Here is a 23,128-nt window from a genome sequence, read left to right as displayed (position 1 = left end):
AACCTGACTCCGCCGCACGTGAGCGAGCAAAGGGGAGGAGAGCGAGGATGATGAAGAACCTGGTCCGTGAGCTGAAGACCCTTCGCAAGGGACGAGGCGTGCACGCCGCCCGGATCGCGGACAAGATCGGTCCGGCGCTGGCCGCCGCCTGCGGGATCACCAGGGCCGACGGGTCGGTCGCCGCGAAGCAGAAGCTGGTCACCCGGCTGACCGAGCTGGTCGAGCAGCTCCCGGAGGACCTCCAACTCGCGGCCCGCGCGGCGTTCGGCCTGATCCCCGACGTCCGCCACCCGCTCTACCAGGAGCGCGTCAGCTGGGTGGCGGCGGCGATCGACCGCGACTCCCGCACCGTGCGCCGCCGCGTCGACGAGGCGGTCGACCAGCTGGCCGAGCTCGCCGCGACGACCGTGCGGCGCGACGACGGCGGCTGGCACACCGTCGAGCTCAGCGTCGCGGTGGCGCTGGACCGCGGGCAGCCGGAGGTGCTGGAGCGCTACCAGGTCCTCGTCGACCAGGACGGGGTGGACTCGCTGGAATTCGCCTCGTTGTTCCCGGTGCTCGGGCGCGACGTGGACGTGCAGCTGCTCTACGGCGGCACGCTGCGGGAACGCGGCGGTGCGGACCGTCGCGGCTTCACGCTCGTGCCGGCCGAGCCGCTGGGACGGGGCGACACCCACGACTTCGCGGTCCGCTACCGGTTCGCTCACCGCGACGCCATGCCCCCGTGCGTGCTGCACGTGCCCGCACGTCCGTGCGACGTGTTCGACCTGCGCGTGCGGTTCGAGCACGACCGCAAGCGGCTCGTGCGGGCGTTCGACGGCGTGCTGCAGCGGACCGACGTCGAGGCGAACGGGCTGCAGCAGGCCGTGGACCGGGCCGGCGAGGTCCACCTGCGGTTCCGGCAGCTGCTGCCCGGACTGCTCTACGGCGCCCGGTGGGGGAGCTCCGCGGTGTGCTCGGCGCGGCGGGCCTCATGAACGGCGGGGCTCGTACCAGGTCTCGCCCACCGGTTCGCCCGCCATGTTCCACGCCCAGACGCGCGTCGGCGTGATCCGGCTGTAGACGCCGGGACCGACCAGGCCGACGCGGTCGACGGGGTCGTCGGCCAGACCGTAGATCCGGATGGCCCTCGCCACGAACGGGGTGAACGAGACCAGGTCGTCGACCACGAGCGACACCTGGCGGCGGCCGGCGGTGATGTTGCGGAACTTGCGGGTGTTCCTGACCTGGTCACCCGCACCGCCGACCCAGATGTGCGCGCCGTCGTACTCGAACGCCAGGGGCACCACGTCCGGCTGACCGTCCTCGTTGACCGTCGCGAGGCGGGCCAGGGGCTGTTCGCGCAGGTAAGCGATCTCCTCGTCGGTGAACATGCTCCTTATACGAACAGAGACGCGCGTTTTCGACCACTTAGCCCTTCGGCCGAACGCGCCACCGCGAACTCAACCGGCGACCACGGCCCGCAACGCCCACGGCACCACCGGGTCGAGCGACGTCAGCCGGTCGCGCAGCCGGGTGTCCACGGTCAGCACCCCCGAGGCGAGCCCGGCCGCGACGTCGGGCCGGCGGTCGAGGTAGGCCTGGTGCAGCGTGCCGTCGCGGAGGCGGTCGTAGTCCTCGCGCCAGTGCCAGCCGACGCCCGGATCGAGGCGGGTGTTGGCCGCGTAGGACGCGCCGCCGTTCGCGATCTTGCGCTGGTACTGGTCGTAGCCGCGGTCCGGCACGTGCAGGATGTCGATGCCCGCGGTCGTCATCGGGCCGAGGCGCGGCCCGGACACGCCGTGGTTGCCCTGGTCGACGGTGACCTCCGGGTCGCCGCGGTGGCAGGTCTTGGGCCCGATCCTGGTGCCGCGCGGGGACAGCGACGCGCTGTCGCGCAGGATCAACCGGCGCACCCAGCCGCCGTCGGCGGACGGGTCGGCGACCAGGTTGTCGCGCCGCATCTCCACCACGCCGAACGCCGGGTCCACCGCGCCGAGGTCGTCCTCCAGCGAGGCGGACGCGGGCCAGAAGAACTCGTCGGCGTCCGCGTTGATCACCCAGTCCGCGCCGTGCTCCGCGGCCGCGCGGCGGGCCATCGCGGTCACCCAGCGGCCCTGCTCGTAGTCCTGCGCCGGTTCGTGGTGCAGTTCGAGCACGCCCGCGTCGCGGTACGCCTCCAGGACCTCGACCGTTCCGTCGACCGAACCGTTGTCGGTCGCGACGACGAGGTCCACACCCGCGGCGAGGTGGTGTTCGATCATCGCGGCGACGACGTCCGCCTCGTCGCGGACGAGCAGGGTCATGATCAGGCGCACCCGCACAGCGTACGGACGGGTCCGGGCATGCTGGACGGATGCGTCCCCTGGTCCTGATCGACGTCGACGGCCCGCTCAACCCGTGGGCCGCGAACCCCAAGCCGGAGAACTACCGGCTGTTCGAGATCAAGATCGGCTGGCGGCGCAGGCTCCGCGTCTGGCTCGACCCGGACCACGGCATCCAGTTGAGACAGCTGGCGGAGGACACCGGCGCCGAGCTCGCGTGGGCCACGACGTGGCTGCACCGGGCGAACACCGAGATCGGGCCGCGTCTGGGGCTGCCGCCGCTCAAGGTGGTCGAGTTCCACGACGAGACCGGCTGGAAGTACCCCGCGGTCGCCCGATACGCCTGGGAGAGGCCCCTGGTCTGGTTCGACGACGACTTCGGGCTGCACACTGCGCGCCGGGAGCAGTTCGTCCACAAGCGACGGCACCTGACCACCGCGCTGATCCACGTCGATCCCGGTACCGGGATTACCGCGCAGCACCTGGCCGAGGCGCGGAAAGCATTCAGCGGCAACCCGCAGGCCATCGAGAATTCACGGTTGGAGTCGAGAAGGTCTCAACCGGCGCGGCTGGCTTGACAACGAAAGCATCCCGAGCCAATCCTCCGCTCGTGCTGAAGCGAGGGAACGTCACGACGAAGTTGATCGGCGTCGGTGCGCTGGTGCTGGCGGTGGCCGCCTGTGGCGCCCCGCCCGCCAAGGAGGCGCCGGCCGGTGCCGCGGGAACCGCGAAGTCGGCCAGTGAGCTCGGTGGCATGGACAAGCTGGTCGAGGCCGCCAAGAAGGAGGGCAAGCTCAACGTCATCGCGCTGCCCCCGGACTGGGCGAACTACGGCGAGATCATCAAGGCCTTCGAGGCCAAGTACGGCATCAAGGTCGACTCCGCGCAGCCGGACGCCTCGAGCCAGGAAGAGATCAACGCCGCCAAGCAGCTCAAGGGCAACGACCGCGCGCCCGACGTGTTCGACCTCGGTCTGAACGTGGCGCTGGCCAACAAGGACCTGTTCGCCCCCTACAAGGTCAGCACCTGGGACGACATCCCCGCGGAGCTCAAGGACGCGGACGGCGCGTACTACGGCGACTACGGCGGCTTCATGTCGATCGGCTACGACGCCGCGAAGGTGCCGGCGCCGACGAGCGTGAAGGACCTGCTCAAGCCCGAGTACAAGGGCAAGGTGGCGCTGAACGGCGACCCGACGCAGGCCGGTGCCGCGTTCTCCGGTGTCGTCATGGCGGCGCTGGGCAACGGCGGCAGCGCCGACGACATCGCCCCCGGCGTCGAGTTCTTCAAGCAGCTCAAGCAGGCCGGCAACTTCCAGCCGGTCGACCCGTCGCCCGCGACGATCGAGTCCGGTCAGACGCCCGTCGTCATCGACTGGGACTACACCAACGCCGCCCAGACCGAGAAGCTCAAGGGCAAGCTCGACTGGAAGGTCGTCGTCCCGGCCGAGGCCCAGATCGGCGGCTACTACAACCAGGCCGTCAGCAAGGACGCCCCGCACCCCGCGGCCGCGCGCCTGTGGCAGGAGTTCCTCTACTCCGACGAGGGCCAGAACCTCTACCTGAAGGGCATGTCCCGCCCGGTGCGCCTGGAGAAGATGGGCGACAAGGCGGACAAGGCGGCGAAGGACAAGCTGCCCAAGACCGACGGCAAGCAGGTGTTCCAGACGCAGGCCCAGGCCGACAAGGCCAAGGCCGTCCTGACCGCGACCTGGGCACAGGCCATCGGATGACCTCGGTCGCTCCTGTAGCGGCGGCGAAGCCCGGCGGCCCCACCCCGAAGAAGGGTGGGGCCGCCGGTCGGCCATCTGCGGCCGCCTGGCTCGTCGCGGTGCCGTTCCTGGCGTTCGCCGGCACCTTCCTCGTCTACCCCACGGTGCTCGTGCTGTTCGGCGCCTTCCAGGACTCGAACGGCGCGTTCACGCTCGACAACCTCAAGACCCTGTTCACCGGCGTCGTCTTCGACGCCTTCGTGCGCAGCATCGAGCTCTCCGCGCTCACGGCGGTCATCGGCGCGATCTTCGGCGCGCTGCTCACGTGGGCCATCGCGGTCGGCAACCCCGACGGGATGCTGCGCCGGACCGTCGTCGCGGGCAGCGGTGTGCTCGCCCAGTTCGGTGGCGTGCCGCTGGCCTTCGCGTTCCTCGCGACGGTCGGCTTTGAGGGCCTTGTCACGAAGTTCCTGCGTGACAACGTTGGCATCGACCTCTTCGCCGGCAGCGCGTGGCTGTTCGAGCTGCCCGGCCTCACGCTCGTCTACACGTTCTTCCAGATCCCGTTGATGGTCATCGTGTTCCTGCCCGCGCTGGACGGTCTGCGCCCGCAGTGGCGCGAGGCGAACGCGAGCCTCGGCGGCACGAGCTGGACGTACTGGCGCCACGTCGGCGGCCCGATCCTGACGCCGCCGTTCCTCGGCGCGCTGCTCCTGTTGTTCGCCAACGCCTTCAGCGCCTACGCCACGGCCGCGGCGCTCGTCTCGCAGGGCAGCCCGATCGTGCCGCTGCAGATTCGCGGGTTCCTCACCGGCGAGGTCGTGCTCGGCCAGGAGAACCTCGGCAAGGCGCTCGGCCTCGGCATGGTGGTCGTGGTCAGCATCGCGATGGGCGTGAACGTGCTGCTGCAGAAGAGGGTGGCCAAGTGGGTTCGCTAGTGAAGCAGCGCGTTCTGCGCACGATCATCCTGCTGGTCCTCGGCGTCTACTTCATCCTGCCGCTGATCGCGATGGCGGAGTTCTCCACGCGGGGAAAGAACGACACGCGCAGCCTGGAGTCCTGGACGTCCATCGTCGACGACGACGGCCTGATGGAAGCTCTCGTCAACTCGCTGCTGCTGTCGGTCACGTCCGCGGTGCTGATGCTGGTGCTGCTCGTGCCGACGATGGCGTGGATCCGGTTGAGGCTTCCGCAGCTGCAGCGGCTCGTGGAGTTCCTGTGCCTGCTGCCGCTGGCGATCCCCGCCATCGTGCTCGTGGTCGGCATGGCGCCGCTCTACGCGTGGGTGAACTACTTCTTCGGCGACTCGCCGCTGACGCTGACGTTCGCGTACACGATCCTGGTGCTGCCGTTCGCCTACCGCGCGGTCGACGCCGGACTCGCCGCGATCGACCTGAAGACGCTGGCCGAAGCCGCGCGCAGCCTCGGCGCGTCGTGGTTCACGGTGCTGTGGAAGGTCGTCGTGCCGAACATCCGCGTCGCACTCATCGGTGCGTCGCTGCTGTCGGTGGCCTTGGTGCTCGGCGAGTTCACCATCGCGTCGTTGCTCAACTTCGACACGTTGCAGGTGCAGGTGAACCTCCTGGGCAAGCGGAACGCGGGTGTGTCCATCGCGGTCTCGTTGCTGTGCCTGATCTTCGCGTTCGTCCTTCTGTTCGCACTTTCTTATGTCGGCCAGCGGCGCCGTCAGACCGTGGTCGAGGAGTGAAGATGAGTCACCTGGTGCTCAAGGGACTGCGCAAGACGTTCGGCGGCAACACCGCGCTCGACGGTCTCGACCTGGAACTGGCCGAGGGCGAGCTCGTGTCGCTGCTCGGCCCTTCGGGCTGCGGCAAGACGACGGCGCTGCGCATCGTCGCGGGCTTCGAGACGTCCGACTCCGGCACGGTCACCGTCGGCGGCAAGGACATCACGAAGGTGCCGGCCAACAAGCGGGACATGGGCATGGTCTTCCAGGCCTACAGCCTCTTCCCGAACATGACCGCGGCGCAGAACGTCGCGTTCGGCCTGAAGATGCGCAAGGCCGACGCCAAGAAGGCGGGCGAACTGCTCGACCTGGTCGGTCTCGCCCACCTCGGCGGCCGCTACCCGCACCAGATGTCCGGCGGCCAGCAGCAGCGCATCGCACTGGCGCGCGCCCTCGCGATCCAGCCGCGCGTGCTGCTGCTCGACGAGCCGCTGTCCGCCCTGGACGCCAAGGTCCGCGTGAACCTGCGGGACGAGATCCGCCGCATCCAGACCGAGCTCGGCATGACGACGCTGTTCGTCACGCACGACCAGGAGGAGGCGCTCGCCGTCTCCGACCGGGTCGGCGTGATGTCGCACGGCCGCCTGGAACAGCTCGACACCCCGTCCGTGGTCTACCGGCAGCCCGCGACGGCGTTCGTCGCGCAGTTCGTCGGCGTCACGAACTCGGTGGAGGCCAAGGCCGAGGGCCAGACCGTCGTGGTCAACGGCGTCACGGTGCCCGTGACCCACGACCAGCCGTCCGGAAGCGACGTCCGCGTCATCGTGCGTCCGGAGGACATCGGCGTTTCCGCGCACGACGGAGACGTCGATGGCAAGATCGTGGGCGATGTGCTGACCCAGTCGTTCCTCGGGCCGGTCACGCGGATCTCGGTGAGGGTGGGGGAGCAGGTGCTGCGCATCGACCAGCCCTCCAACACCGCCGCCGCGTACCAGCCGGGCACGCGGGTGGCGCTCGACCTCAGCGAATCGCGGATCATGGTGGTGCCTGGATGATCAAGAAGCTCCTCGCGCGCGACACGGCGGAGGCCCACCGGGTCGCGACGCCGTTGGAGCTGCTGTTCGACCTCAGCTTCGTGGTGGCGGTCGCCCAGGCCGCCGCCTCGTTGCACCACGCCGTCACCGAGAACCACGCCGGGGCAGGCCTGCTGGCGTTCTGCATGGCGTTCTTCGCGCTGTGGCTGCCGTGGCTGAACTTCACCTGGTTCTCCAGCGCGTTCGACAACGACGACACGCTGTACCGGATCATCACGATGGTCCAGATCGCCGGTGTCCTGGTGATCGCGGCGGGCATCCCGGCCGTCTTCGAGCACCAGGACTACCGGATCGTCGTCGGCGGCTACGTGGTCATCAGGCTCGCGATGGTCACGCACTGGCTGCGTGCCGCGCGGGACAACCCGTCGCACAAGGCGTGCGCGCACCGGTACGCGGGCGGCATCGCGGTCATGCAGGTGCTGTGGGTGCTGTGGCTCTTCGCACCGCCGAGCCTCGCGCTCGGCCTGTGGGTGCTCGGCATGCTCGCCGAGCTGCTGGTGCCCGCCTGGGCCGAGAAGGCGAGTGCGACGACCTGGCACCCGCACCACATCGCGGAGCGGCACGGCCTGTTCACGCTGATCGTGCTCGGCGAGTCGATCCTGGCGGCCACGCTCGCGTTCCAGAAGGGCTTCGACACCGGCGTCAACCTCATCTCGCTCGCCGCGGCCTCGCTCGTCATCGTGTTCTCGGTGTGGTGGATCTACTTCGAGGCGCCGTCGCACCTGCACAACCTGAAGAAGGCGTTCCTGTGGGGGTACGCGCACCTGCTGATCCTCGGCTCGATCGCGGCACTCGGCGCCGGTCTCGCGGCCTCGGTCGACTACGACCTGCACATCTCGCACGCGCCGGGCACGACGGTGGCCGCGTTCACGACCGTGCCGCTCGCGGTGTTCTTCCTGTGCGTCTGGTACGTGCAGGACTGCCCGGGGCAGGCGGGGGTGCGCAAGTTCCTGCTGCCGATCGGGTCGGTGGCGGTGCTGGCGGCGACGTTCGGACCGGCACCGATCCACGTGACGGCGGGGATCGCGCTGGTCCTGGCGGTGGCGACGCGGCTGTCGCTCGGGCAGCCTCAGCGCGTCGAGGTGTAGTCCCGCGACGCCGTGTCGCCGGTCGGCAGTTCGGCGGGTTCGCCTCGTTCTGACACGGGTGGTGCGATGATCGTCGCCATGACCGGTGTCCGTGAACTCCGCTTGGTCGTCACCGCTGACGACTACGACGAGGCCCTGCGTTTCTACCGAGACGTGCTGGGGCTTGAGCAACGGGCGGCGTTCTCGTCCGACGGCGGCAGGGTCACGATCCTCGAAGCCGGGCGGGCGACGCTGGAGATCACCGATCCGCCGCACGCGGAGTTCATCGACGAGGTCGAGGTCGGCAGGCGCGTCGCGGGGCACGTGCGGGTGGCCTTCGAGGTGGACGACTCCGCCGCGGCCACCCGTGCGCTGGAGGCCGCCGGGGCCGAGGTGATCGCGGAACCGACGCGCACGCCGTGGAACTCGCTGAACGCCAGGCTGGCGGCGCCGGCCGGGCTGCAGCTGACGTTGTTCCAGGAGCTGGGCGAGTAGATGACGATCTCCGCTGCCGGGTACCGCGACCTCGCGAACCGGGACGTGCTGGCGTGCGCCGTGGTGACGGTCGCCGCGAAGCTGCCGATGTCGATGACGCCGCTGATGATGGTGTTCCTGACCAGGGGACTGCCCGGCGGGTACGTGCTGGCCGCGTCGCTGGTCGCCGTCTACGTGCTGGGCGAGATCCTCGGCGCCGCGCTGCTCGGGCTCTTCCTCGACCCGTCGCGGATGCGCGGGCAGCTGTCGGTCGGGCTGGTCGTCGGCGCGGGGGCGTTCACGACGCTGGCGCTGACGCAGAACGTGACGGTGCTGGCGATCGCGGCGTTCGTCGCGGGTGCCGGGCCGTCGACGACGCCGGGCGGTCTGCGGGCGATGCTGCTCGGGCTGGTGCCGGACGCGCTGGTGCCCAAGGCGATGGGCTTCGACGCCATGATCACGCAGGTGGTGTGGGCGGTGGCGCCCGCGCTGGTCACCGTGCTGGCGCTGAGCGTCGACCACCGGGCGCCCGTCGTCGTGTCCGTGTCGCTGGTCGTCGTGGCGGCGTGGCTGGTGTTCATCCTGCCGCGCGGGCACGTGACGTCCCGGTCCGGTACGGCGAAGGTGCGCGTGGTCGCGTCGGCGTGGCCGATCTACCTGGTCAGCGCGGCGGCGCTGGCGCAGCTCGCGGTCGCGGAGCTCGTGCTGCCCGCGTTGCTCGAACACCGGGGGATCGGCATCGGCTGGACCGGGCCGCTGCTCACCGGGTTCGCGGCGTGCAGCGCGCTGGGCGCGGTGCTGTACGGGCTTCGGCCGTGGCCGGGATCGTTGCGCACGCAGGGTCTTGTGCTGCTCGTCGTCACGGCGACGTGCGTCGGCGCGCTGGCGTTGTTCCCGAACCTGCCGGGCATCGCGGGCGCGCTGCTCGCCGCCGGGCTGTTCCAGTCCGGCGTGCTGGTGACGCGCAGCCTGGCGTTGCGCGAACGGCTTCCCGTCGGCGCGCACGCGGCCGGGTTCTCGATGATGTACGCCGTGACGGGCGCCGGCTACGGGCTCACGGCCGTCGTCGTCGCGTGGGCGATGGACGTCGGCTCTCCGGTCTGGGCCGTGTTCGGTGGTGTCGCGGTCACCCTGGTCCTGACAGCAGTCAGCGCGGCTGCCGAACGACGGCAGCCGCGCTGATCTGAGAGGGAGCTCCTACCCGCGGTAGAAGTTCCCCTGGGTCTGCACGTTCAGCTCGTCCGTGCGGAACAGCTTCGCCACGAACGTGCGCGGGTCGCGCATGTCGATGACGTCGAAGCCGCGGCCCATCTCCGAGGAGTAGATGTAGCCGTTGTACCAGTACGTGGACCACGTACCGCCGCCCGCGCCGTTCGGCATCGGGCCACGCTCGAAGAAGCCGATCTCACGCGGCTTGGCCGAGTTCGTGAAGTCCCACACCGAGACGCCGCCCTGGTACCAGGACTGCACCATGATGTCCTTGCCGGGCACCGGGATCAGCGAGCCGTTGTGCGCGACGCAGTTCTCCGTGTCGCCCTGCATGCGCGGGATCTTGTAGTAGGACTTGAACTCCAGCTTGCGGTTCTTGCCCTTGCCCACGATGTCGTAGATGCCGTTGGCGCCGCGGTTCGGGCCGATCTTCTCGTTGCACGTCGCCGCGCCACCGCCACCGAGCTCGTCGGTGAAGACGACCTTGGTGCCGCTGTTGTTGAAGGTCGCGGAGTGCCAGAACGCGAAGTGCTTGTCGTCCTGCACCCGGTTGATCTCGACCAGGTTCTCCCGGTCGGTGATGTCCCAGAGGACGCCGTCACCCATGCAGGCACCGGCCGCGAGGTCGAGCTGCGGGTACACGGTGATGTCGTGGCAACCCGAGGTGGCCGAGGTGTAGCCGGTCTCGATGGTGCCGGGGGTGCCGGCGTTGCCGCCGTCCGGGAAGAGGACCGGGGCCTTCAGCAGCGAGGCCGCGGCCGGGTTCTTCACCGGCACCTTGACGATGGAGATCTTGTCGTGCGGCGGCTGGCAGTCCGGGAACGTGGCGTTGGGAGAGTAGGAAGAGACGTAGAGGTACACGTCCTTCTTGTTCTTGCCCGGCACCAGCGTGTGGGTGTGCGAACCGCAGGCGGTCTCGACGGCCGCGACGTACTTCGGGGCCTTCTTGTCGCTGATGTCGAAGACCTTGATGCCCTCCCACGACTCCTTGATCGTCGCGGACTGGGAGACGCTGCTGCAGGAGTTGTCACTGCGCGACGAGTCGGTCGACAGGAACAGCAGGTTCCCGTACACCGAGATGTCGTTCTGCGAGCCGGGGCACAGGACCTGACTCTTGATCGTCGGCTTCTTCGGGTTGCGGATGTCGTAGATGACGAAGCCGTCGTAGTTGCCGACGAACGCGTAGTTGTCCTGGAACGCGATGTCGGTCTGCGTCGAGCTGAGCGGAGCCTGCTTGTCCAGGTGCGCGACCGGGACCATGTTGCGGCTGCGGCTGATCTCGTCGACGCCGGGGAGTCCGGTGGCCCCTTCGGCCCGCGACTCGAGCTGAGCCTCGCTCAGCCCCTTGCCATCGGCGGGAAGATCGGGCTCTGCGGACGCGGGCGCCGTCAACGTTGACAGCGTCAGCGTGAGCGCCCCCAGGATCGCGAAAGGCGTTCTGCGCCGCCGGGCCGTTTCGCGTGAACTCACAGCTTTACCCCCTCGGTACGGGTTGGTGAGGGGGAGTATCACCCCTTCGCCTTGCTAAAGGCCAGCGTCTTTCGGAGGTATTCTCCGGAGCATGCGTTCTGGGGTTCTTGTCATCGTGGCGGCGTTCGCCCTGCTTGCAGGCTGTACATCGGAGCCTGATGCGGCACCGGTCATCGCACCGGACACTCCCGGCGGCTCGGCGCCGACCGTCGCGCCTTCGGACCTGACCGGCGTGACCCAGCCTCCGCCGAACGACGCCGACCGCCAGTACGTGGCGATGATGATCGCCCACCACGAGCAGGCGCTCGCCATGACGCGGTTCGCTCCCGACCGCGCGCAGAACGAGACGGTGAAGGGCCTGGCGGACCGCATCCGGTTCAGCCAGGAACCCGAGATCGGCGCCATGAAGCAGTGGCAGCGCACGTTCAACGCCATCGGCTCGCACGGTGACCACGGCTCCATGCCGGGCATGGCCACCCAGGACCAGTTGAACGCCCTGGGGGCCGCGCGCGGCAAGGACTTCGACCGGATGTTCCTCGAACTGATGATCAAGCACCACGAGGGTGCCATCAAGATGGCGACGGACGTGCGGGCGTCCGGCAGCAACGTCCAGGTCGAGGAGATGGCCGACGACGTGGTGGCCACCCAGGACGACGAGATCAACCGGATGAAGAAGCTGCTGACCGAACTCTGAGCCCGGACGGCCCTGCTACTCGGTGCGCTGCAGGGGCAGGACCATGTCCTCGGCGTGCTGGAAGGTCTCGACGGCGTTGCCCGTGACGTGCCGGGCGATGCCGCGGTTGCGCTTGTGGGCCTCGCGGAACGAGTCGGAGGCGACCCAGTCGCGGAAGTGCTCCTCGGACTCGAACTCGTTGACCGACACGTACGGCTGGTCGTCCTTCGTCGGCTTGAGCAGCGTGCTGCGCAGCAGGCCGGGGACGCCGGGCAGGAACGTGCGCATGTTGTCGCGGAAGTGGGCCTCGAACTCCTCCGCCCGCTCGGCGGGGACGAACAGCCGGTTCGTCGCGATGAACATGGAGCCCTCCTTGATTCCGACGCTCTGTCGGGAACTATTCCAACTCCCCGTCGGGAAATCAAGCGCGATACGATCCCGATGTGCCGAGGATCAGCGCAGACACCGTGGCGGAACACCGCGCGAACCGGTTGCGCGCCCTGCTGGACGCCGGGCGGGACATCGTGGCGACCGACGGGGCGGAGGCGCTGACGCTCGCGTCGCTCGCCCGGCGCGTGGGGCTGTCGCGGCCGAGCCTCTACGAGTACTTCCGCTCGCGCGAGGAACTGGTCGCCGCGATCGTGTCCGACGCGCTGCCGGAGTGGGCGGACAAGCTGGAGGACGCGGTCAACAGCGCGTCGTCCGTGCCGGCGAAGATCGAGGCGTACCTGCGCACCGAGCTCGCGATCATCACCGACGGCAGCCACGGGGCGGTGGTGGCGTTGTCCGCGCACACGTTGCCGGACTCGTCGCGCGAGCAGATCCGGGCCGAGCACGAACGGCTGCTGGCGCCGCTGGTCGGTGTCTTCAAGACCGCCGGGGTGGAGCGCGCGCAGCTGCGGGCGATGCTCGTGCACGCGATGGTCGAGGCGACGTCGCGGATGATCACGCCGGGTCGAGGCGAGCACAACGAGGCCGTCATCCGGACGTTGCTCGACCAGGTGGTGCACGGGCTGGACAAGCCCATCAGCTGAACGGCACGACCTCGCCGTGGCGGACCAGTTCGCCGTAGTGCGCGGGGTTCAGCGGGCCGAGTGCCAGCTCCAGCAACGCCTTCGCGGCCTGGGCGGGGCTCGGGGCGGTGCTGACGTCCCACCACAGCGCGGACGTGGGGGTGTTGATCATCCCCGGACAGGCGGCGGCGATCAGGACGCCTCTGGCGAGGTCCGTCTCACGGCGTTCGGCGGCGAGCACCCGCACGGCGGCGACCTGGCCGATCTTGGACGGGATGTTCACGAAGCCGGGCCACGCTCCGGCCCTCGCCCTGCCGTCCCTGACCTCGTCGCGCCAGCGGGCGATCTGGGCGTCCAGCTCGTCCAGGGAGGACGGTCCGGTGAACCGCCTGTGCAGCACCGGTGCCAGGTGGTGGAGGGTGCCGAGCGAACTGGCGACCACGACCAGCCTGCCGTTGTCCGCGAGCAGCGGCGCGAAGGCCTTCAGGAGCCTGGTGGTGCCGAAGTTGTTGACCTCGGTGTAGGCGTCGATGATCGCGGGCGGGTCGTCGCGGGGACCGACGCGCATGACGGCGTTGCCGAAGACGATGTCGACGCCGCCGTGCCGTTCCTCCAGCTGTGCGGCCATCTTCGCGGCGGCTTCGGGGTCCGCGACGTCGAAGAGCTCGCCGCGGACCTGCGCGCCGCCGCCCGGCACGGACCGGACGGCCTCGGTGATCCTGCCGGGATCCCTGCCGGTGAGGTAGACGGTGTCGGCGGGCCGCAGGCGTTGCGCGAGCCCTTCGGCCAGTGCCAGGCCGAGCCCCTGGGTGGCGCCGGTGACCAGTGCGATCGTCATGTCAGGCCTTCGTGAGGAGTTCGGGGACACGTCCAAGCTAGGACGCCCGGAGGCATGCGAGTAGCGAGAGATCTGCATGTGAGGTATGCGTAGACGTCATGGCCCTCACCGACGCGTCACTGGTGGCGCTGCGCGTGTTCCGCGAGGTCGCCGAGCGCGGCACGCTGACCGCTGCGGCAACAGCGCTGGGCTACACGCAGTCCGCCGTGTCGCGGCAGATCGCGGCGCTGGAACGGGCGGCGGGCGCGGAGCTGCTGGAGCGGCGGCACGACGGTGTGCGGCTCACCGCGGCCGGGCGGCTCGTGCTGCGCCGTGCCGCCGTCGTGGTCGACCAGGTCGACGCGGGCGCCCGCGAGCTCGCGGGCCTGCCGGAGGACGTGAGCACCATCAGGCTCGGCTGGTTCGCGACGGCCGGCGCGTGGCTGGTTCCCCGCGCGCTGACGGCACTGGCGCGCACGCACCCGTCGATCACCGTGGTGACGCGAGAGGGGAGCACACCGGCGTTGGTGCGCGCGTTGCGGGCGGGCACGCTGGACATCGCGTTGATCTCGTCGGTGCCACCGTTCCGCGCTCCGGACGACGAGACGCCACCTCTCGTGGTGGACACCCTCGTCGAACGCAGTCTGCGCGTGGCCGTGCCGTCCACGCATCCACTGGCGCGCAACGACTTCATCGACGTCGCCGACCTGCGGGGCCAGCGGTGGATCTCCGGTCCCGGTGACCGGTGGGTGATGGGCATCTGGCCCGGGCTGGACGAACGGCCCGTCGTCGCCCACACGGCGCGGGACTGGCTGGCGAAGCTGCAGCTGGTCGCGGCGGGGCTCGGCATCACGACGGTGTCCGCGTCGCTCGTGGCCGTCGCGCCCGCGGGGGTGCGGATCCTGCCGGTGCGGGGCGGGCCCGCCGAGCAGCGCCGGACCGTGCTCGCGCGGCTGCCCGGACCGGTGCCGGAGCCGGTGGCGCGCCTGGCCGCCGCGCTGCGGGCCGCCGTGCTGGAGACCGGGTAGCGGCATCAACCGATCGGTTGATCCAGGTCCCGCTCGTTGTTCGATGATCTTCGGGCGCCGTTCTCCGAGGCTGGACGCATGGCAATCATCGAAGTGCGCGACCTCGGGAAGAGGTACGGGCCCCGCGTCGCGGTCGACTCCGTGTCCTTCGAGGTCGCCGAGGGGGAGATCTTCGGCGTCCTGGGGCCGAACGGGGCGGGCAAGACGACGACGGTCGAGTGCGTGGCGGGGCTGCGGACCCCGGACCGCGGGAGCGTGTCGGTGCTGGGGCGGCGACCCGCGGACGTCCGCGCGTCGATCGGCGTGCAGCTGCAGGCCTCGGAGCTGCCGGAACGGATGCGGGTCGGCGAGGCGCTCGCGTTGTTCTCGTCGTTCTACCCATCACCGGTCGACTGGTCCGCGCGGCTGGGACTGGTGCCGCACCTGAAGGCGGAGTTCGGGCAGCTGTCCGGCGGGTTGAAGCAGCGGCTGTCGATCGCGCTCGCGCTGATCGGCTCGCCGCGGATCGCGATCCTGGACGAGCTGACCACGGGGCTCGATCCGCGGGCGCGGCGGGACACCTGGTCCGTCATCGAGGAGGTGCGGTCGGCCGGCGTGACGATCCTGCTGGTCACGCACTTCATGGAGGAGGCCGAGCGCCTCTGCGACCGGGTGGCGGTGTTCCGCGACGGCCGGATCGTCGCGCTGGACACGCCTTCCGAGCTGGTGTCGCGTGTGGACGGTGGCACTCGGGTGCGGTTCGTGCCGTCCGCCGCCCTGGACGTGTCGGTGCTGGAGGCGCTGCCGGAGGTCACGTCGGTGACGACGGCGGGGGAGCAGCTCGTGGTCAGCGGGTCGGAGAACCTGCTGCACGCGGTGACCTCCCTCCTGGCACGGCGGCAGGTCGTGGCACGCCAGCTCCGCGTCGACCAGGTCTCGCTGGACGACGCCTACGTCGAACTGACCGGGGGTCGTGATGTTCAAGATCGTTGAGATCGAGGCGCGGTTGTTCCTGCGCGATCGGATGAACTCGCTGTTCGCGCTGCTGTTTCCCAGCGTGCTCCTGCTGGCGCTGGGCGCGATCCCGGCGTTGCGGACGCCCGACGAGAACTTCGGCGGGCAGCGGTTCATCGACAGCTACGTGTCGGCGCTCGTCGTGTTCGCGTTGGTGTTCATCGGGTTGCAACGCCTGCCCGTCGTCGTGGCGACCTACCGGGAGAAGGGAGTCCTGCGGCGGCTGTCGACGACGCCCATGCACCCGGCGCGGTTGCTGGCCGGGCAGATGGTCGTCAACTTCGCCGCGGTGATCTTGTCGGTGCTGCTCCTCATACTGGTGGGGTACGTCGTGTTCGGCGTCGACCTGCCTCACCACCCACTCGGCCTGGCGTGTGCCGTGATGCTGGGAGGCGCGGGCACGTTCGCGCTGGGCCTGGTGATCGCCGCCCTGGCCCCGAACGCGCGGACGGCCGGCGGCTGGGCGGCGGTGGTGTTCATGCTGCTGATGTTCCTCGGCGGTGTGTACCTGCCGCGGTTCATGCTGCCCTCGGCGGTTCAGGCGATCGGGTCGTACTCGCCTCCCGGCGTGGAGGCGATTCACCAGGCGTGGCTGGGTGTCGCGCCGGACTGGAGGCATCTCGCGATCATGGGACTGGTCGGGCTCGTGGCGGGTACCGTCGCGGCCAGGACCTTCCGCTGGGAGTAGCTCGTGGACATGGCCGCGTTGGACCGGTGGGAGCGCAGGCTCGTCTCGATCGCCCGCGTGATCCCGTACTTCGTGCTGACCGTGACGACGGTGCTGTACACGATCTTCACGACGCAGTCGGTGCCGGAGCGCTGGTTCACCTACGGCGTGGTGGCGTTCGGGTTCGTGTGGATGGCGTGGTGGTTCACGCTGCACCCCTCGTGGCACCGGCGCCCGGAGCTCATGGCCGTGTTCATCGGTGGCATGGTCGTGTTCTACGCGGTGCTGGGCATGCGCGAGCACTGGTTCGGCGCGGTGTCGTACGCGGTCTACATCTACGCGAGCGAGCTCCTGCGCGGGCGCTGGATGTTCGTCGTCGTGGCGCTGACGGCCGGCCTTGCGACGCTGTCGTTGTTCGGCGGCTACCCGCCGCCGGGCGCGGAGGCGGCGTTCTGGTTGCTGCTGCTCGTCTTCGTGGTGCTGGCGTGCACCTTCACCTACGTCGGCCACGTGACGACCGAGCAGTCCAGGCTGCGCAAGGAACTCCTCGACGAGAACGAGGGGCTGCACGCGCAGTTGCTGGTGCAGGCGCACGAGGCGGGGGTGCAGGACGAACGCCACCGCATGGCCGGCGAGATCCACGACACCCTGGCCCAGGGCCTGGCGGGCATCATCACGCAGCTGTCGGCGGCCACGGCCACCGACTGGGAGCACCGCGTGGAGGTGGCCACCGAACTGGCGCGCGCGAACCTGGCCGAGGCCCGCCGTTCGGTGCACGCCCTGCGCCCACCCGCCCTGGACTCGGCGGCGCTGCACGAGGCCTTGGACGACGTGGCGTCGGGCTGGTCGAAGCACAACGGCGTCCCCATCTCGGTGACGCTGACCGGAGCCGTGCGCGAAACGCACCCGGAGGTGGAGGTCGCGTTGCTGCGCACCGCCCAGGAGGCGCTGGCGAACGTGGCGAAGCACGCCTCGGCGTCCCGCGTGGGCCTGACCCTGTCGTACATGGAGGACGTGGTGACCCTGGACGTGCGCGACGACGGCGTGGGCTTCGACCTGACGGTCCCGTCCGACGGCTTCGGCCTGCCTGCGATGCGCCACCGCGTGCACCGCCTGTCCGGCGCGCTGTTCGTGGAGTCCGAACCGGGCGCGGGAACGGCGATCTCGGCACGGGTGCCCGCGTGATCCGCCTCGTCATCGTCGACGACCACCCGGTCGTGCGCGACGGCCTGCGCGGCATGCTCGCCACCGGCGACTTCGAGGTGGTCGGCGAGGCCGCGTCGGGGGACGAGGCGGTCGCCGTGGTCACGGCCCTGTCGCCGGACGTGGTGCTGATGGACCTGCGCATGCCGGGTTCGGACGGCGTGTCCGCGATCGAGCGGCTGCGCGGCCACCCGTGCCGCGTCCTGGTGCTCACCACCTACGACACGGACCGCGACGTGCTGCCGGCCATCAAGGCGGGCGCCACCGGCTACCTGTTGAAGGACACTCCGCGCGACGACCTGCACCGCGCCATCCGTGCCGCGCACGCGGGCGAGGCCGTGCTGTCGCCCGCCGTGGCCACGAGGCTGCTGGGGCAGGTGCGCGAACCCGCGCTGGAACCGTTGTCCGCACGGGAGCTGGACGTGCTGGCACTGGTGGCCAAGGGTTCGACGAACCGGGCGGTGGCGGCGGCGCTGTTCATCAGCGAGGCGACGGTGAAGACCCACCTGCTGCACGTCTACGCGAAGCTGGGGGTGTCGGACCGGGCCGCGGCCGTCGCGGTGGCCTACGAGCGCGGCCTGCTGCGGGCGGGCGGCGGTTCCCGGGCCTGACGGTGGTCAGGCCCGGCGAGTGGCAGCGCTGCCGCAGTCCCCCGCGGCGAGGTCGATCTGGTCGACCCCGCCGCCTGCGGCAACTCCCCCTTGCCACTCCCTCACCCCTCGTCAGAAAAGGAGCGGGGAGTGGGCGTGGAAATACGCGACACCGCCGGGATCACTCGTTCGGAGTAGTCCAGAGCTCGTCGACCAGGGCTTTCGCCGTGTCGGTGAGCTGCTGGCCACCGAAACGGCCGATGCGCGTCCACGGGCCGAGGCTCACCTCGTAGACGGGCGTGTCCCACGCTTCGGGGTAGGTGAGGTAGCCGAGGTAGTCGTTGGCGTACCCGACGGGCAGGACCGTGCGGTCGTCGCCGGACATCGCCTTCAGCTGGAAGCCGAGTTCCACGAACGGCTCACCGGGCAGGCCGGCGAGAGCGAGTCCGCCGATGCGCAGCACCTGCACCTCGGCGTCGACGGGCGCGGTGCCGCGGTCGATGGCGACGAGGGTCTCCTCGACGTCCTGCACCTGTTGTGTGAGCCGGACGATCTCGGCTTTCGGGGCGCCGCGGGCGACGGCGTCCGCGAGTGCGCGCCGACGGCTGATCAGCTCGGCCTCGAAGGGCCCCCGGTCGGGCAGGTCGCGGGAGTCGACCCGGACGGTGCGCCGGGCGGCGGTGACCGGACCCGTCAGCTCCGTCTCGGCCGGGACGTCGAGTGCGGTCTGGGCGAGGTACATGCCCATGCGCGTGGTGTGGGCGAACAGGTTCCGGACGACCTCGAAGTCCGGGTTGTTCTCCTCGTCGAACCGGGGACCGCTGTGCGTGAGCGGGTCGGGCGGAGGCGCCTGGTTGCCGGCCGCGCCGGGCAGGAACAGCGCGGCCCGGCAGTGCGGTTCGTTGAGCTCGAGCATCGCGGACGTGACACCGGGGAAGTCGGCCGACACGTACGGCTGCACCTGCACGTACACCGGGTGCGTCGTGAAGTGGTAGAGCACGGTGCTCCACCCGTCGCCCCGCAACCGCACGACGGTGACCTCGGGGTCCTCCGGTGGGGCACCGGGGTAGACGTGGCCGTTGCGGTTGATCGCCAGCGTGCCGCGCAACACCTCGCCCGTGCCGATCGTGGCGGTCACCGGCCGCTGGTCCTCGACGGCCTCGCGTGCGGCCCGCACGATGCGGTCGCGGAACGTGGCCAGCCACTCCTGGTCGGGAAACGGCCGGAAACCGGCCGTCTCCGGGCTGGAGTGCGCGTGCGAGCTGGTGATCATCACGTGCGAGGGCGGCACCCCGGTCTGCTGCCGGACGCGCTCGCGGACCTCGGCGGTGAAGTCGCGGCCCGGCCCGAGGACGTCGTTGTTGATGCCGAGCGAGTCGACGGCGATCACGATCACGGTCTCCCCGTTCGTGATCGCCGTGGCACGGACGAACAACGGGTCGTGCACTCCCAGGAACAGCGAGTGCCGCGGCTGACCGCCCAGGTACGGGGCCGTCGGAGGCGGCGTCACGTCGACTTTGGCCGAACCGGACTGGAATGGCATGGCTCCTCGCTTCCGTGCGACTACCTCTGCAAGTAGGAGGTCCAGTCGCCCAGATGTGAGATGTCCTTGAGATCGCTCGAACGGAGGAACTCGTTCCGCAGAACCGTGGCCAGTGCGGCGCCGCCGTCCTCGAGCTCGACGACCCCGATTTCCAGCTCGGCGGGCTCGGCGGGGATCAGGTGGTCGCGCAGCACCGTGAGCGGGAGGTCGTACAGCTCGCCGACGACCTGGGCCGTGCCGGACGCGTGCATGGCCGGGAACTCGTCGCGGACCGAGAAGTAGCGGTACTTCGGCGCGCTCTTCACGCGGCCGAGCATCGGTGCGCCCTGGAGCTGGCCGTGGAGGGGCCCACCCCGCATGCCGCCGCCGTTGAGAAAAATAAGCGTCATTTCCTTCTGACCTCGGGTTCTCGAATGGGGTCTCGTTGTGAAAGGTGTGCCGGCCTGCGGCTTCCCACCGGGTGAACGGTCCGTTCACCCCGAGTCGGCCAGGTGATCAGGAACCGATCGGGAGACAATTTCGTTGCGTCAGGAGGAAGGGCGCGGGGGAGCGGTGGATCGCGGTGGTGAGGTCGCTCAGCGGCAGACCGGTACCGCCGTGCCTGAGTGCGACGAGCTCGGCGGCGATCGACACCGCTGTCTCCGCGGGCGTGCGGCCCCCGAGATCGAGGCCGACGGGGGAGCGGAGCCTGGCCAGCGCCGCCTCGGTGACACCCGCCTCGCGCAGGCGGCCGAGGCGTTCGAGGTGCGTGCGGCGGGAGCCCAGGGCGCCGACGAACGCCAGCGGGCGCGACAGGGCCTCCACGAGCACCGGGATGTCGAACTTCGGGTCGTGGGTCAGCACGACGACGGCGGTGGAGTCGTCGGTGCGGGTGGAGGCGAGGTAGCGGTGCGGCCAGTCGACGACGACCGAGTGCGCCGCGGGGAAGCGTTCGGCAGTGGCGAACACGGGCCGTGCGTCGCACACGGTCACGTGATAGCCGAGGAAGTGCCCGATCTCGGCCACCGCGGCGGCGTGGTCGATGGCGCCGAACACCAGCAGGCGGGGTGGCGGCATCCAGGACTCGGTGAACACCCGGCCCTCCGCCTCGAAGCGCACGGAGAGCGGATGCCCGGCGACCGACGCCGAGAGGGCGGCGCGCAACGCGGGGGAGTCGCGCTGCACCAGCACGTCGAGTGAGCCGCCGCAGGTGAGGCCGACCGCGAACGCCGTGTCGTCGGAGTAGCCGAAGGAGGCGAGCACGGGCTCGGAGGTCGACAGCACCTGGCACGCCAGGTCGTAGACCTCGGCCTCCACGCAGCCGCCGGACACGCTGCCGATCACCTCGCCCGACGGGCCGACGGCCATCGCGGCGCCGACCGGACGCGGCGCACTGCCCCGCACGGCCACCACCGACGCGACCGCGAACCGGTCCCACGACAGCAAGGCCGACGCCAGGTCACGCATCGCACACTCCTCTCAGGGGGCGAGGTTTTCAGGGACGAGGTTCTCAGGGGCGAGGTTTCAGGGGCGGGGGGGGGGGGGGGGGGGGGGGGGGGCGGGGGGGCCCGCGCGCGCGGGCGGGGGGGCCGCCCGGCGGGGACGCCGCGTCACTTGCCGCTGATCAGGGCCTCACCTGCCGCTGATCAGGTCCACGCCGAAGTACACGGCGAACATCAGGGCGAGGCCGGTCATCAGCCAGCCCGGCCAGCGGCCCTTGCAGACGCGCAGCACGACGTAGGACACGAGGCCCGCGCCGATGCCGTTGGTGATCGAGTAGGTGAACGGGATGATGGCGATGGTCAGGAAGACCGGGATCGTGTAGTCCGTTTCCTGCCAGGGGATCCGGCGGATCTGGGTCATCATCAGACCGCCGATCACCACCAGGGCCGGGGCCGCGGCCTGCGCGGGCACGACCGTCGCCAGCGGTGTGAAGAGCAGTGCCACCAGGAACAGGCCGCCGGTCACCACCGAGGCCAGGCCGGTCCGGGCGCCTTCGCCAACGCCCGCGGCCGACTCCAGGAACACGGTGTTCGGGGCGGACCCCGTGACGCCACCGGCGATCGCGCCGGCGCCGTCGACCACCAGGATCCTGCCCATGCCCTCGACGCGGCCGTCCCGCGTCAGGCCCGCCTCGTCGGCGACCGACGTGATCGTGCCCATGGCGTCGAAGAAACCGGACAGCACCAGCGTGAACAGGAAGATCGTCGCCGCGATCACGCCGGCGGACACGAAGCCGCCGAACAGGTCCACCCGTCCGAACAGGCCGAAGTCCGGTGAGCTGACCACCGAGGTGGGCAGCGACGGCGTCACGAGACCCCAGCCCTCGACGTCGAACGCGGCGTTCACGCCGACGGCGACGACGGTGGCCACCACGATGCTGATCAGCACGGCGCCGGGCACACCGCGCGCCAGCAGCACGATCATCAGCAGCAGGCCCAGGCAGAAGATCGCGATCGGCCAGCCGCTCAGGTGGCCGTCGACGCCCATCCGGACCGGCACGGTCGATCCCGCCGCGTCCGGCGTGCGGGTCACGAAACCGGCGGAGACCAGTCCCACCAACGCGATGTAGAGCCCGATGCCCACGGTGATCGCGATCTTCAACGGCTCCGGGATCGCGTTGATGATCCGCTCCCGGACACCCGAGGCCGCCATCACCACGATGCAGATGCCTTCCAGCACCACCAGGCCGAAGGCCTGCGCCCACGTCATGGCCGGCGCCATCTGGAAGGCCACCACGCCGTTGACGCCGAGCCCGGCGGCGATGGCGAGGGGGGCGTTGCCGACGAGTCCCATGAGGACGGTCATCACGCCGGCGGCGAGCGCCGTCGCCGTGGTGATCTCGGCGATGGTGAGCTTGGCGCCGGTGATGTCCGCGGACGCGCCGAGGATCAGCGGGTTCAGCAGCACGATGTACGACATCGCGACGAACGTCGTGATGCCCCCGCGCACTTCACGGCCCCAAGAGCTGCCACGTTCGGTGATGCGGAAGAACTGGTCGAGCGGCGAGGTCGCCGGTCGGCTCCGTAACTGGGTCATTGGCGGACGGCCTTTCCCATGCCGGTGGGCGCGTTCCAACGCCGGAACGCGTTTGTGCGATGCGAGCTCCGGTCAGCAGTTCTGGCTTGTGGCCGTCGTCAGTAGTCGATTCGAGTCGCGAGTGACGTCCACGCGGTGAACGGGGCGTTGTCCTCGCCCGTGGAGATCTGGCGCACCGGCAGGTCCCATTCGGAGCGGGGCCTGCTGAACAGCTCGTAGAACTCCCGGTCGTCGAAACCGGCCGCCGCCGCGTCGTGGCGGTCGGCGGCGTAGATCACCTCGTCCACGCGCGCCCAGAGCGCGGCGGACAGGCACAGCGGGCACGGCTCGCACGACGAGATCAGCGTGCAGCCGGTCAACCTGAAGTCACCGAGAGCCTGGCAGGCCGCGCGGATCGCGACGACCTCGGCGTGCGCGGTGGGGTCGAGGTTCGGCGTCACCTGGTTGACGCCGGTGGCGACGACTTCACCGTCACGGACGATCATCGCGCCGAACGGGCCCCCTCCGGAGGCCACGTTCCGCGTGGCCAGGTCGATGGTGGCGAGCAGATGTGCGTTCACAGCAACGA

The 23,128-nt window shown here is 70.2% G+C and carries 26 protein-coding genes; 16 read left to right on the top strand and 10 right to left on the bottom strand.

Annotation, left to right across the window (positions count from 1 at the left end; genetic code table 11):
• Positions 1 to 47: 47 nt before the first annotated feature.
• Positions 48 to 977: a hypothetical protein gene (locus ORI60_RS30545; RefSeq protein WP_266041454.1), complete on the top strand. Its 930-nt coding sequence runs from the start codon at positions 48 to 50 to the stop codon at positions 975 to 977.
• Here ORI60_RS30545 and ORI60_RS30540 read toward each other — a convergent pair.
• Positions 972 to 1,373 (bottom strand): PPOX class F420-dependent oxidoreductase, encoded by a 402-nt coding sequence (locus tag ORI60_RS30540; RefSeq protein WP_266041453.1) that lies wholly within the window; start codon positions 1,371 to 1,373, stop codon positions 972 to 974. The genes ORI60_RS30545 and ORI60_RS30540 overlap by 6 nt on opposite strands.
• A gap of 69 nt (positions 1,374 to 1,442) precedes the next feature.
• Positions 1,443 to 2,297, bottom strand: coding sequence for a glycosyltransferase family 2 protein (locus ORI60_RS30535; protein ID WP_266041452.1), 855 nt, complete (start codon positions 2,295 to 2,297; stop codon positions 1,443 to 1,445).
• Positions 2,298 to 2,335: 38 nt separating this feature from the next.
• Here ORI60_RS30535 and ORI60_RS30530 point away from each other — a divergent pair, with 38 nt between their 5' ends.
• From ORI60_RS30530 to ORI60_RS30495, 8 genes are all read left to right on the top strand, one after another.
• Positions 2,336 to 2,881, top strand: coding sequence for an HAD domain-containing protein (locus ORI60_RS30530; RefSeq protein WP_266041451.1), 546 nt, complete (start codon positions 2,336 to 2,338; stop codon positions 2,879 to 2,881).
• 32 nt (positions 2,882 to 2,913) lie between these two features.
• Entirely contained in the window at positions 2,914 to 4,035 is a 1,122-nt protein-coding gene (locus tag ORI60_RS30525; RefSeq protein WP_266041450.1) for an ABC transporter substrate-binding protein, read from the top strand.
• Positions 4,032 to 4,952, top strand: a complete 921-nt coding sequence (locus ORI60_RS30520; RefSeq protein WP_266041449.1) for an ABC transporter permease — start codon at positions 4,032 to 4,034, stop codon at positions 4,950 to 4,952. The genes ORI60_RS30525 and ORI60_RS30520 overlap by 4 nt, the downstream gene beginning before the upstream one ends.
• The gene (locus ORI60_RS30515; protein WP_266041448.1) at positions 4,940 to 5,722 is read left to right on the top strand and encodes an ABC transporter permease; all 783 of its coding nucleotides are present in this window, start codon (positions 4,940 to 4,942) and stop codon (positions 5,720 to 5,722) included. Before ORI60_RS30520 ends, ORI60_RS30515 begins: the two co-directional genes overlap by 13 nt.
• 2 nt (positions 5,723 to 5,724) lie before the next feature.
• Entirely contained in the window at positions 5,725 to 6,756 is a 1,032-nt protein-coding gene (locus ORI60_RS30510) for an ABC transporter ATP-binding protein (RefSeq protein ID WP_266041447.1), read from the top strand.
• Positions 6,753 to 7,883, top strand: a complete 1,131-nt coding sequence (locus ORI60_RS30505; protein ID WP_266041446.1) for a low temperature requirement protein A — start codon at positions 6,753 to 6,755, stop codon at positions 7,881 to 7,883. The genes ORI60_RS30510 and ORI60_RS30505 overlap by 4 nt, the downstream gene beginning before the upstream one ends.
• Before the next feature lie 78 nt (positions 7,884 to 7,961).
• Entirely contained in the window at positions 7,962 to 8,357 is a 396-nt protein-coding gene (locus ORI60_RS30500; protein WP_266041445.1) for a VOC family protein, read from the top strand.
• Positions 8,358 to 9,518 carry an MFS transporter gene (locus ORI60_RS30495; RefSeq protein WP_266041444.1) on the top strand — a complete coding sequence of 387 codons (1,161 nt, stop codon included), beginning with the start codon at positions 8,358 to 8,360 and terminating at the stop codon, positions 9,516 to 9,518.
• 15 nt (positions 9,519 to 9,533) lie between these two features.
• On the opposite strand, the gene ORI60_RS30490 is transcribed toward ORI60_RS30495, so the two are convergent.
• Entirely contained in the window at positions 9,534 to 11,015 is a 1,482-nt protein-coding gene (locus tag ORI60_RS30490) for an LVIVD repeat-containing protein (RefSeq protein ID WP_416234513.1), read from the bottom strand.
• Positions 11,016 to 11,106: 91 nt separating this feature from the next.
• Between ORI60_RS30490 and ORI60_RS30485 the strand changes: the two genes are divergently transcribed.
• Positions 11,107 to 11,709 (top strand): DUF305 domain-containing protein, encoded by a 603-nt coding sequence (locus ORI60_RS30485; RefSeq protein ID WP_266041443.1) that lies wholly within the window; start codon positions 11,107 to 11,109, stop codon positions 11,707 to 11,709.
• 15 nt (positions 11,710 to 11,724) lie between these two features.
• On the opposite strand, the gene ORI60_RS30480 is transcribed toward ORI60_RS30485, so the two are convergent.
• Complete coding sequence (locus ORI60_RS30480; protein WP_266041442.1) at positions 11,725 to 12,051, bottom strand: antibiotic biosynthesis monooxygenase family protein; 327 nt, start codon at positions 12,049 to 12,051, stop codon at positions 11,725 to 11,727.
• Positions 12,052 to 12,131: 80 nt separating this feature from the next.
• Between ORI60_RS30480 and ORI60_RS30475 the strand changes: the two genes are divergently transcribed.
• Positions 12,132 to 12,722, top strand: a complete 591-nt coding sequence (locus ORI60_RS30475) for a TetR/AcrR family transcriptional regulator (RefSeq protein ID WP_266041441.1) — start codon at positions 12,132 to 12,134, stop codon at positions 12,720 to 12,722.
• Here the strand turns inward: ORI60_RS30475 and ORI60_RS30470 are convergent.
• Positions 12,715 to 13,539, bottom strand: coding sequence for an SDR family NAD(P)-dependent oxidoreductase (locus ORI60_RS30470; protein ID WP_266041440.1), 825 nt, complete (start codon positions 13,537 to 13,539; stop codon positions 12,715 to 12,717). The genes ORI60_RS30475 and ORI60_RS30470 overlap by 8 nt on opposite strands.
• Before the next feature lie 98 nt (positions 13,540 to 13,637).
• Here ORI60_RS30470 and ORI60_RS30465 point away from each other — a divergent pair, with 98 nt between their 5' ends.
• From ORI60_RS30465 to ORI60_RS30445, 5 genes are all read left to right on the top strand, one after another.
• Positions 13,638 to 14,546: a LysR family transcriptional regulator gene (locus ORI60_RS30465; RefSeq protein WP_266041439.1), complete on the top strand. Its 909-nt coding sequence runs from the start codon at positions 13,638 to 13,640 to the stop codon at positions 14,544 to 14,546.
• Positions 14,547 to 14,624: 78 nt separating this feature from the next.
• Entirely contained in the window at positions 14,625 to 15,518 is an 894-nt protein-coding gene (locus ORI60_RS30460; RefSeq protein WP_266041438.1) for an ABC transporter ATP-binding protein, read from the top strand.
• Entirely contained in the window at positions 15,502 to 16,227 is a 726-nt protein-coding gene (locus ORI60_RS30455; RefSeq protein ID WP_266041437.1) for an ABC transporter permease, read from the top strand. The genes ORI60_RS30460 and ORI60_RS30455 overlap by 17 nt, the downstream gene beginning before the upstream one ends.
• A gap of 9 nt (positions 16,228 to 16,236) precedes the next feature.
• Entirely contained in the window at positions 16,237 to 17,391 is a 1,155-nt protein-coding gene (locus ORI60_RS30450) for a sensor histidine kinase (protein WP_266041436.1), read from the top strand.
• On the top strand, positions 17,388 to 18,020 hold the full coding sequence (locus ORI60_RS30445) for a response regulator (RefSeq protein ID WP_266041435.1): 633 nt from the start codon (positions 17,388 to 17,390) through the stop codon (positions 18,018 to 18,020). The genes ORI60_RS30450 and ORI60_RS30445 overlap by 4 nt, the downstream gene beginning before the upstream one ends.
• A gap of 160 nt (positions 18,021 to 18,180) precedes the next feature.
• Here ORI60_RS30445 and ORI60_RS30440 read toward each other — a convergent pair whose 3' ends face one another.
• The 5 genes from ORI60_RS30440 to ORI60_RS30420 all read right to left on the bottom strand — a co-directional run bounded on the left by ORI60_RS30440 (position 18,181) and on the right by ORI60_RS30420 (position 23,120).
• Positions 18,181 to 19,542: a hypothetical protein gene (locus ORI60_RS30440; protein ID WP_266041434.1), complete on the bottom strand. Its 1,362-nt coding sequence runs from the start codon at positions 19,540 to 19,542 to the stop codon at positions 18,181 to 18,183.
• A 20-nt stretch (positions 19,543 to 19,562) separates the two neighbouring features.
• Complete coding sequence (locus ORI60_RS30435) at positions 19,563 to 19,931, bottom strand: gamma-glutamylcyclotransferase (protein ID WP_266041433.1); 369 nt, start codon at positions 19,929 to 19,931, stop codon at positions 19,563 to 19,565.
• Positions 19,932 to 20,037: 106 nt separating this feature from the next.
• On the bottom strand, positions 20,038 to 20,988 hold the full coding sequence (locus ORI60_RS30430; protein WP_266041432.1) for an XdhC family protein: 951 nt from the start codon (positions 20,986 to 20,988) through the stop codon (positions 20,038 to 20,040).
• Positions 20,989 to 21,153: 165 nt separating this feature from the next.
• On the bottom strand, positions 21,154 to 22,560 hold the full coding sequence (locus ORI60_RS30425) for an NCS2 family permease (protein WP_266041431.1): 1,407 nt from the start codon (positions 22,558 to 22,560) through the stop codon (positions 21,154 to 21,156).
• 98 nt (positions 22,561 to 22,658) lie between these two features.
• Complete coding sequence (locus ORI60_RS30420) at positions 22,659 to 23,120, bottom strand: nucleoside deaminase (protein ID WP_266041430.1); 462 nt, start codon at positions 23,118 to 23,120, stop codon at positions 22,659 to 22,661.
• Positions 23,121 to 23,128: the final 8 nt, after the last annotated feature.

It is taken from the genome of Lentzea sp. NEAU-D7 (genome assembly GCF_026242055.1).
GTDB lineage: Bacteria > Actinomycetota > Actinomycetes > Mycobacteriales > Pseudonocardiaceae > Lentzea.
The sequence above is the reverse complement of the archived record's forward strand: the minus strand, read 5'-3'. Positions and strand labels throughout refer to the sequence as shown.

What these genes read in the sequence shown, in the direction of transcription:
- ORI60_RS30545 (WP_266041454.1), top strand. Translation starts at nt 48, where the DNA reads ATGATGAAGAACCTGGTCCGTGAGCTGAAGACCCTTCGCAAGGGACGA.
- ORI60_RS30540 (WP_266041453.1), bottom strand. Translation starts at nt 1,373, where the DNA reads ATGTTCACCGACGAGGAGATCGCTTACCTGCGCGAACAGCCCCTGGCC.
- ORI60_RS30530 (WP_266041451.1), top strand. Translation starts at nt 2,336, where the DNA reads ATGCGTCCCCTGGTCCTGATCGACGTCGACGGCCCGCTCAACCCGTGG.
- ORI60_RS30520 (WP_266041449.1), top strand. Translation starts at nt 4,032, where the DNA reads ATGACCTCGGTCGCTCCTGTAGCGGCGGCGAAGCCCGGCGGCCCCACC.
- ORI60_RS30510 (WP_266041447.1), top strand. Translation starts at nt 5,725, where the DNA reads ATGAGTCACCTGGTGCTCAAGGGACTGCGCAAGACGTTCGGCGGCAAC.
- ORI60_RS30505 (WP_266041446.1), top strand. Translation starts at nt 6,753, where the DNA reads ATGATCAAGAAGCTCCTCGCGCGCGACACGGCGGAGGCCCACCGGGTC.
- ORI60_RS30500 (WP_266041445.1), top strand. Translation starts at nt 7,962, where the DNA reads ATGACCGGTGTCCGTGAACTCCGCTTGGTCGTCACCGCTGACGACTAC.
- ORI60_RS30495 (WP_266041444.1), top strand. Translation starts at nt 8,358, where the DNA reads ATGACGATCTCCGCTGCCGGGTACCGCGACCTCGCGAACCGGGACGTG.
- ORI60_RS30485 (WP_266041443.1), top strand. Translation starts at nt 11,107, where the DNA reads ATGCGTTCTGGGGTTCTTGTCATCGTGGCGGCGTTCGCCCTGCTTGCA.
- ORI60_RS30480 (WP_266041442.1), bottom strand. Translation starts at nt 12,051, where the DNA reads ATGTTCATCGCGACGAACCGGCTGTTCGTCCCCGCCGAGCGGGCGGAG.
- ORI60_RS30470 (WP_266041440.1), bottom strand. Translation starts at nt 13,539, where the DNA reads ATGACGATCGCACTGGTCACCGGCGCCACCCAGGGGCTCGGCCTGGCA.
- ORI60_RS30465 (WP_266041439.1), top strand. Translation starts at nt 13,638, where the DNA reads ATGGCCCTCACCGACGCGTCACTGGTGGCGCTGCGCGTGTTCCGCGAG.
- ORI60_RS30460 (WP_266041438.1), top strand. Translation starts at nt 14,625, where the DNA reads ATGGCAATCATCGAAGTGCGCGACCTCGGGAAGAGGTACGGGCCCCGC.
- ORI60_RS30455 (WP_266041437.1), top strand. Translation starts at nt 15,502, where the DNA reads ATGTTCAAGATCGTTGAGATCGAGGCGCGGTTGTTCCTGCGCGATCGG.
- ORI60_RS30450 (WP_266041436.1), top strand. Translation starts at nt 16,237, where the DNA reads ATGGCCGCGTTGGACCGGTGGGAGCGCAGGCTCGTCTCGATCGCCCGC.
- ORI60_RS30440 (WP_266041434.1), bottom strand. Translation starts at nt 19,542, where the DNA reads ATGCCATTCCAGTCCGGTTCGGCCAAAGTCGACGTGACGCCGCCTCCG.
- ORI60_RS30435 (WP_266041433.1), bottom strand. Translation starts at nt 19,931, where the DNA reads ATGACGCTTATTTTTCTCAACGGCGGCGGCATGCGGGGTGGGCCCCTC.
- ORI60_RS30430 (WP_266041432.1), bottom strand. Translation starts at nt 20,988, where the DNA reads ATGCGTGACCTGGCGTCGGCCTTGCTGTCGTGGGACCGGTTCGCGGTC.
- ORI60_RS30425 (WP_266041431.1), bottom strand. Translation starts at nt 22,560, where the DNA reads ATGACCCAGTTACGGAGCCGACCGGCGACCTCGCCGCTCGACCAGTTC.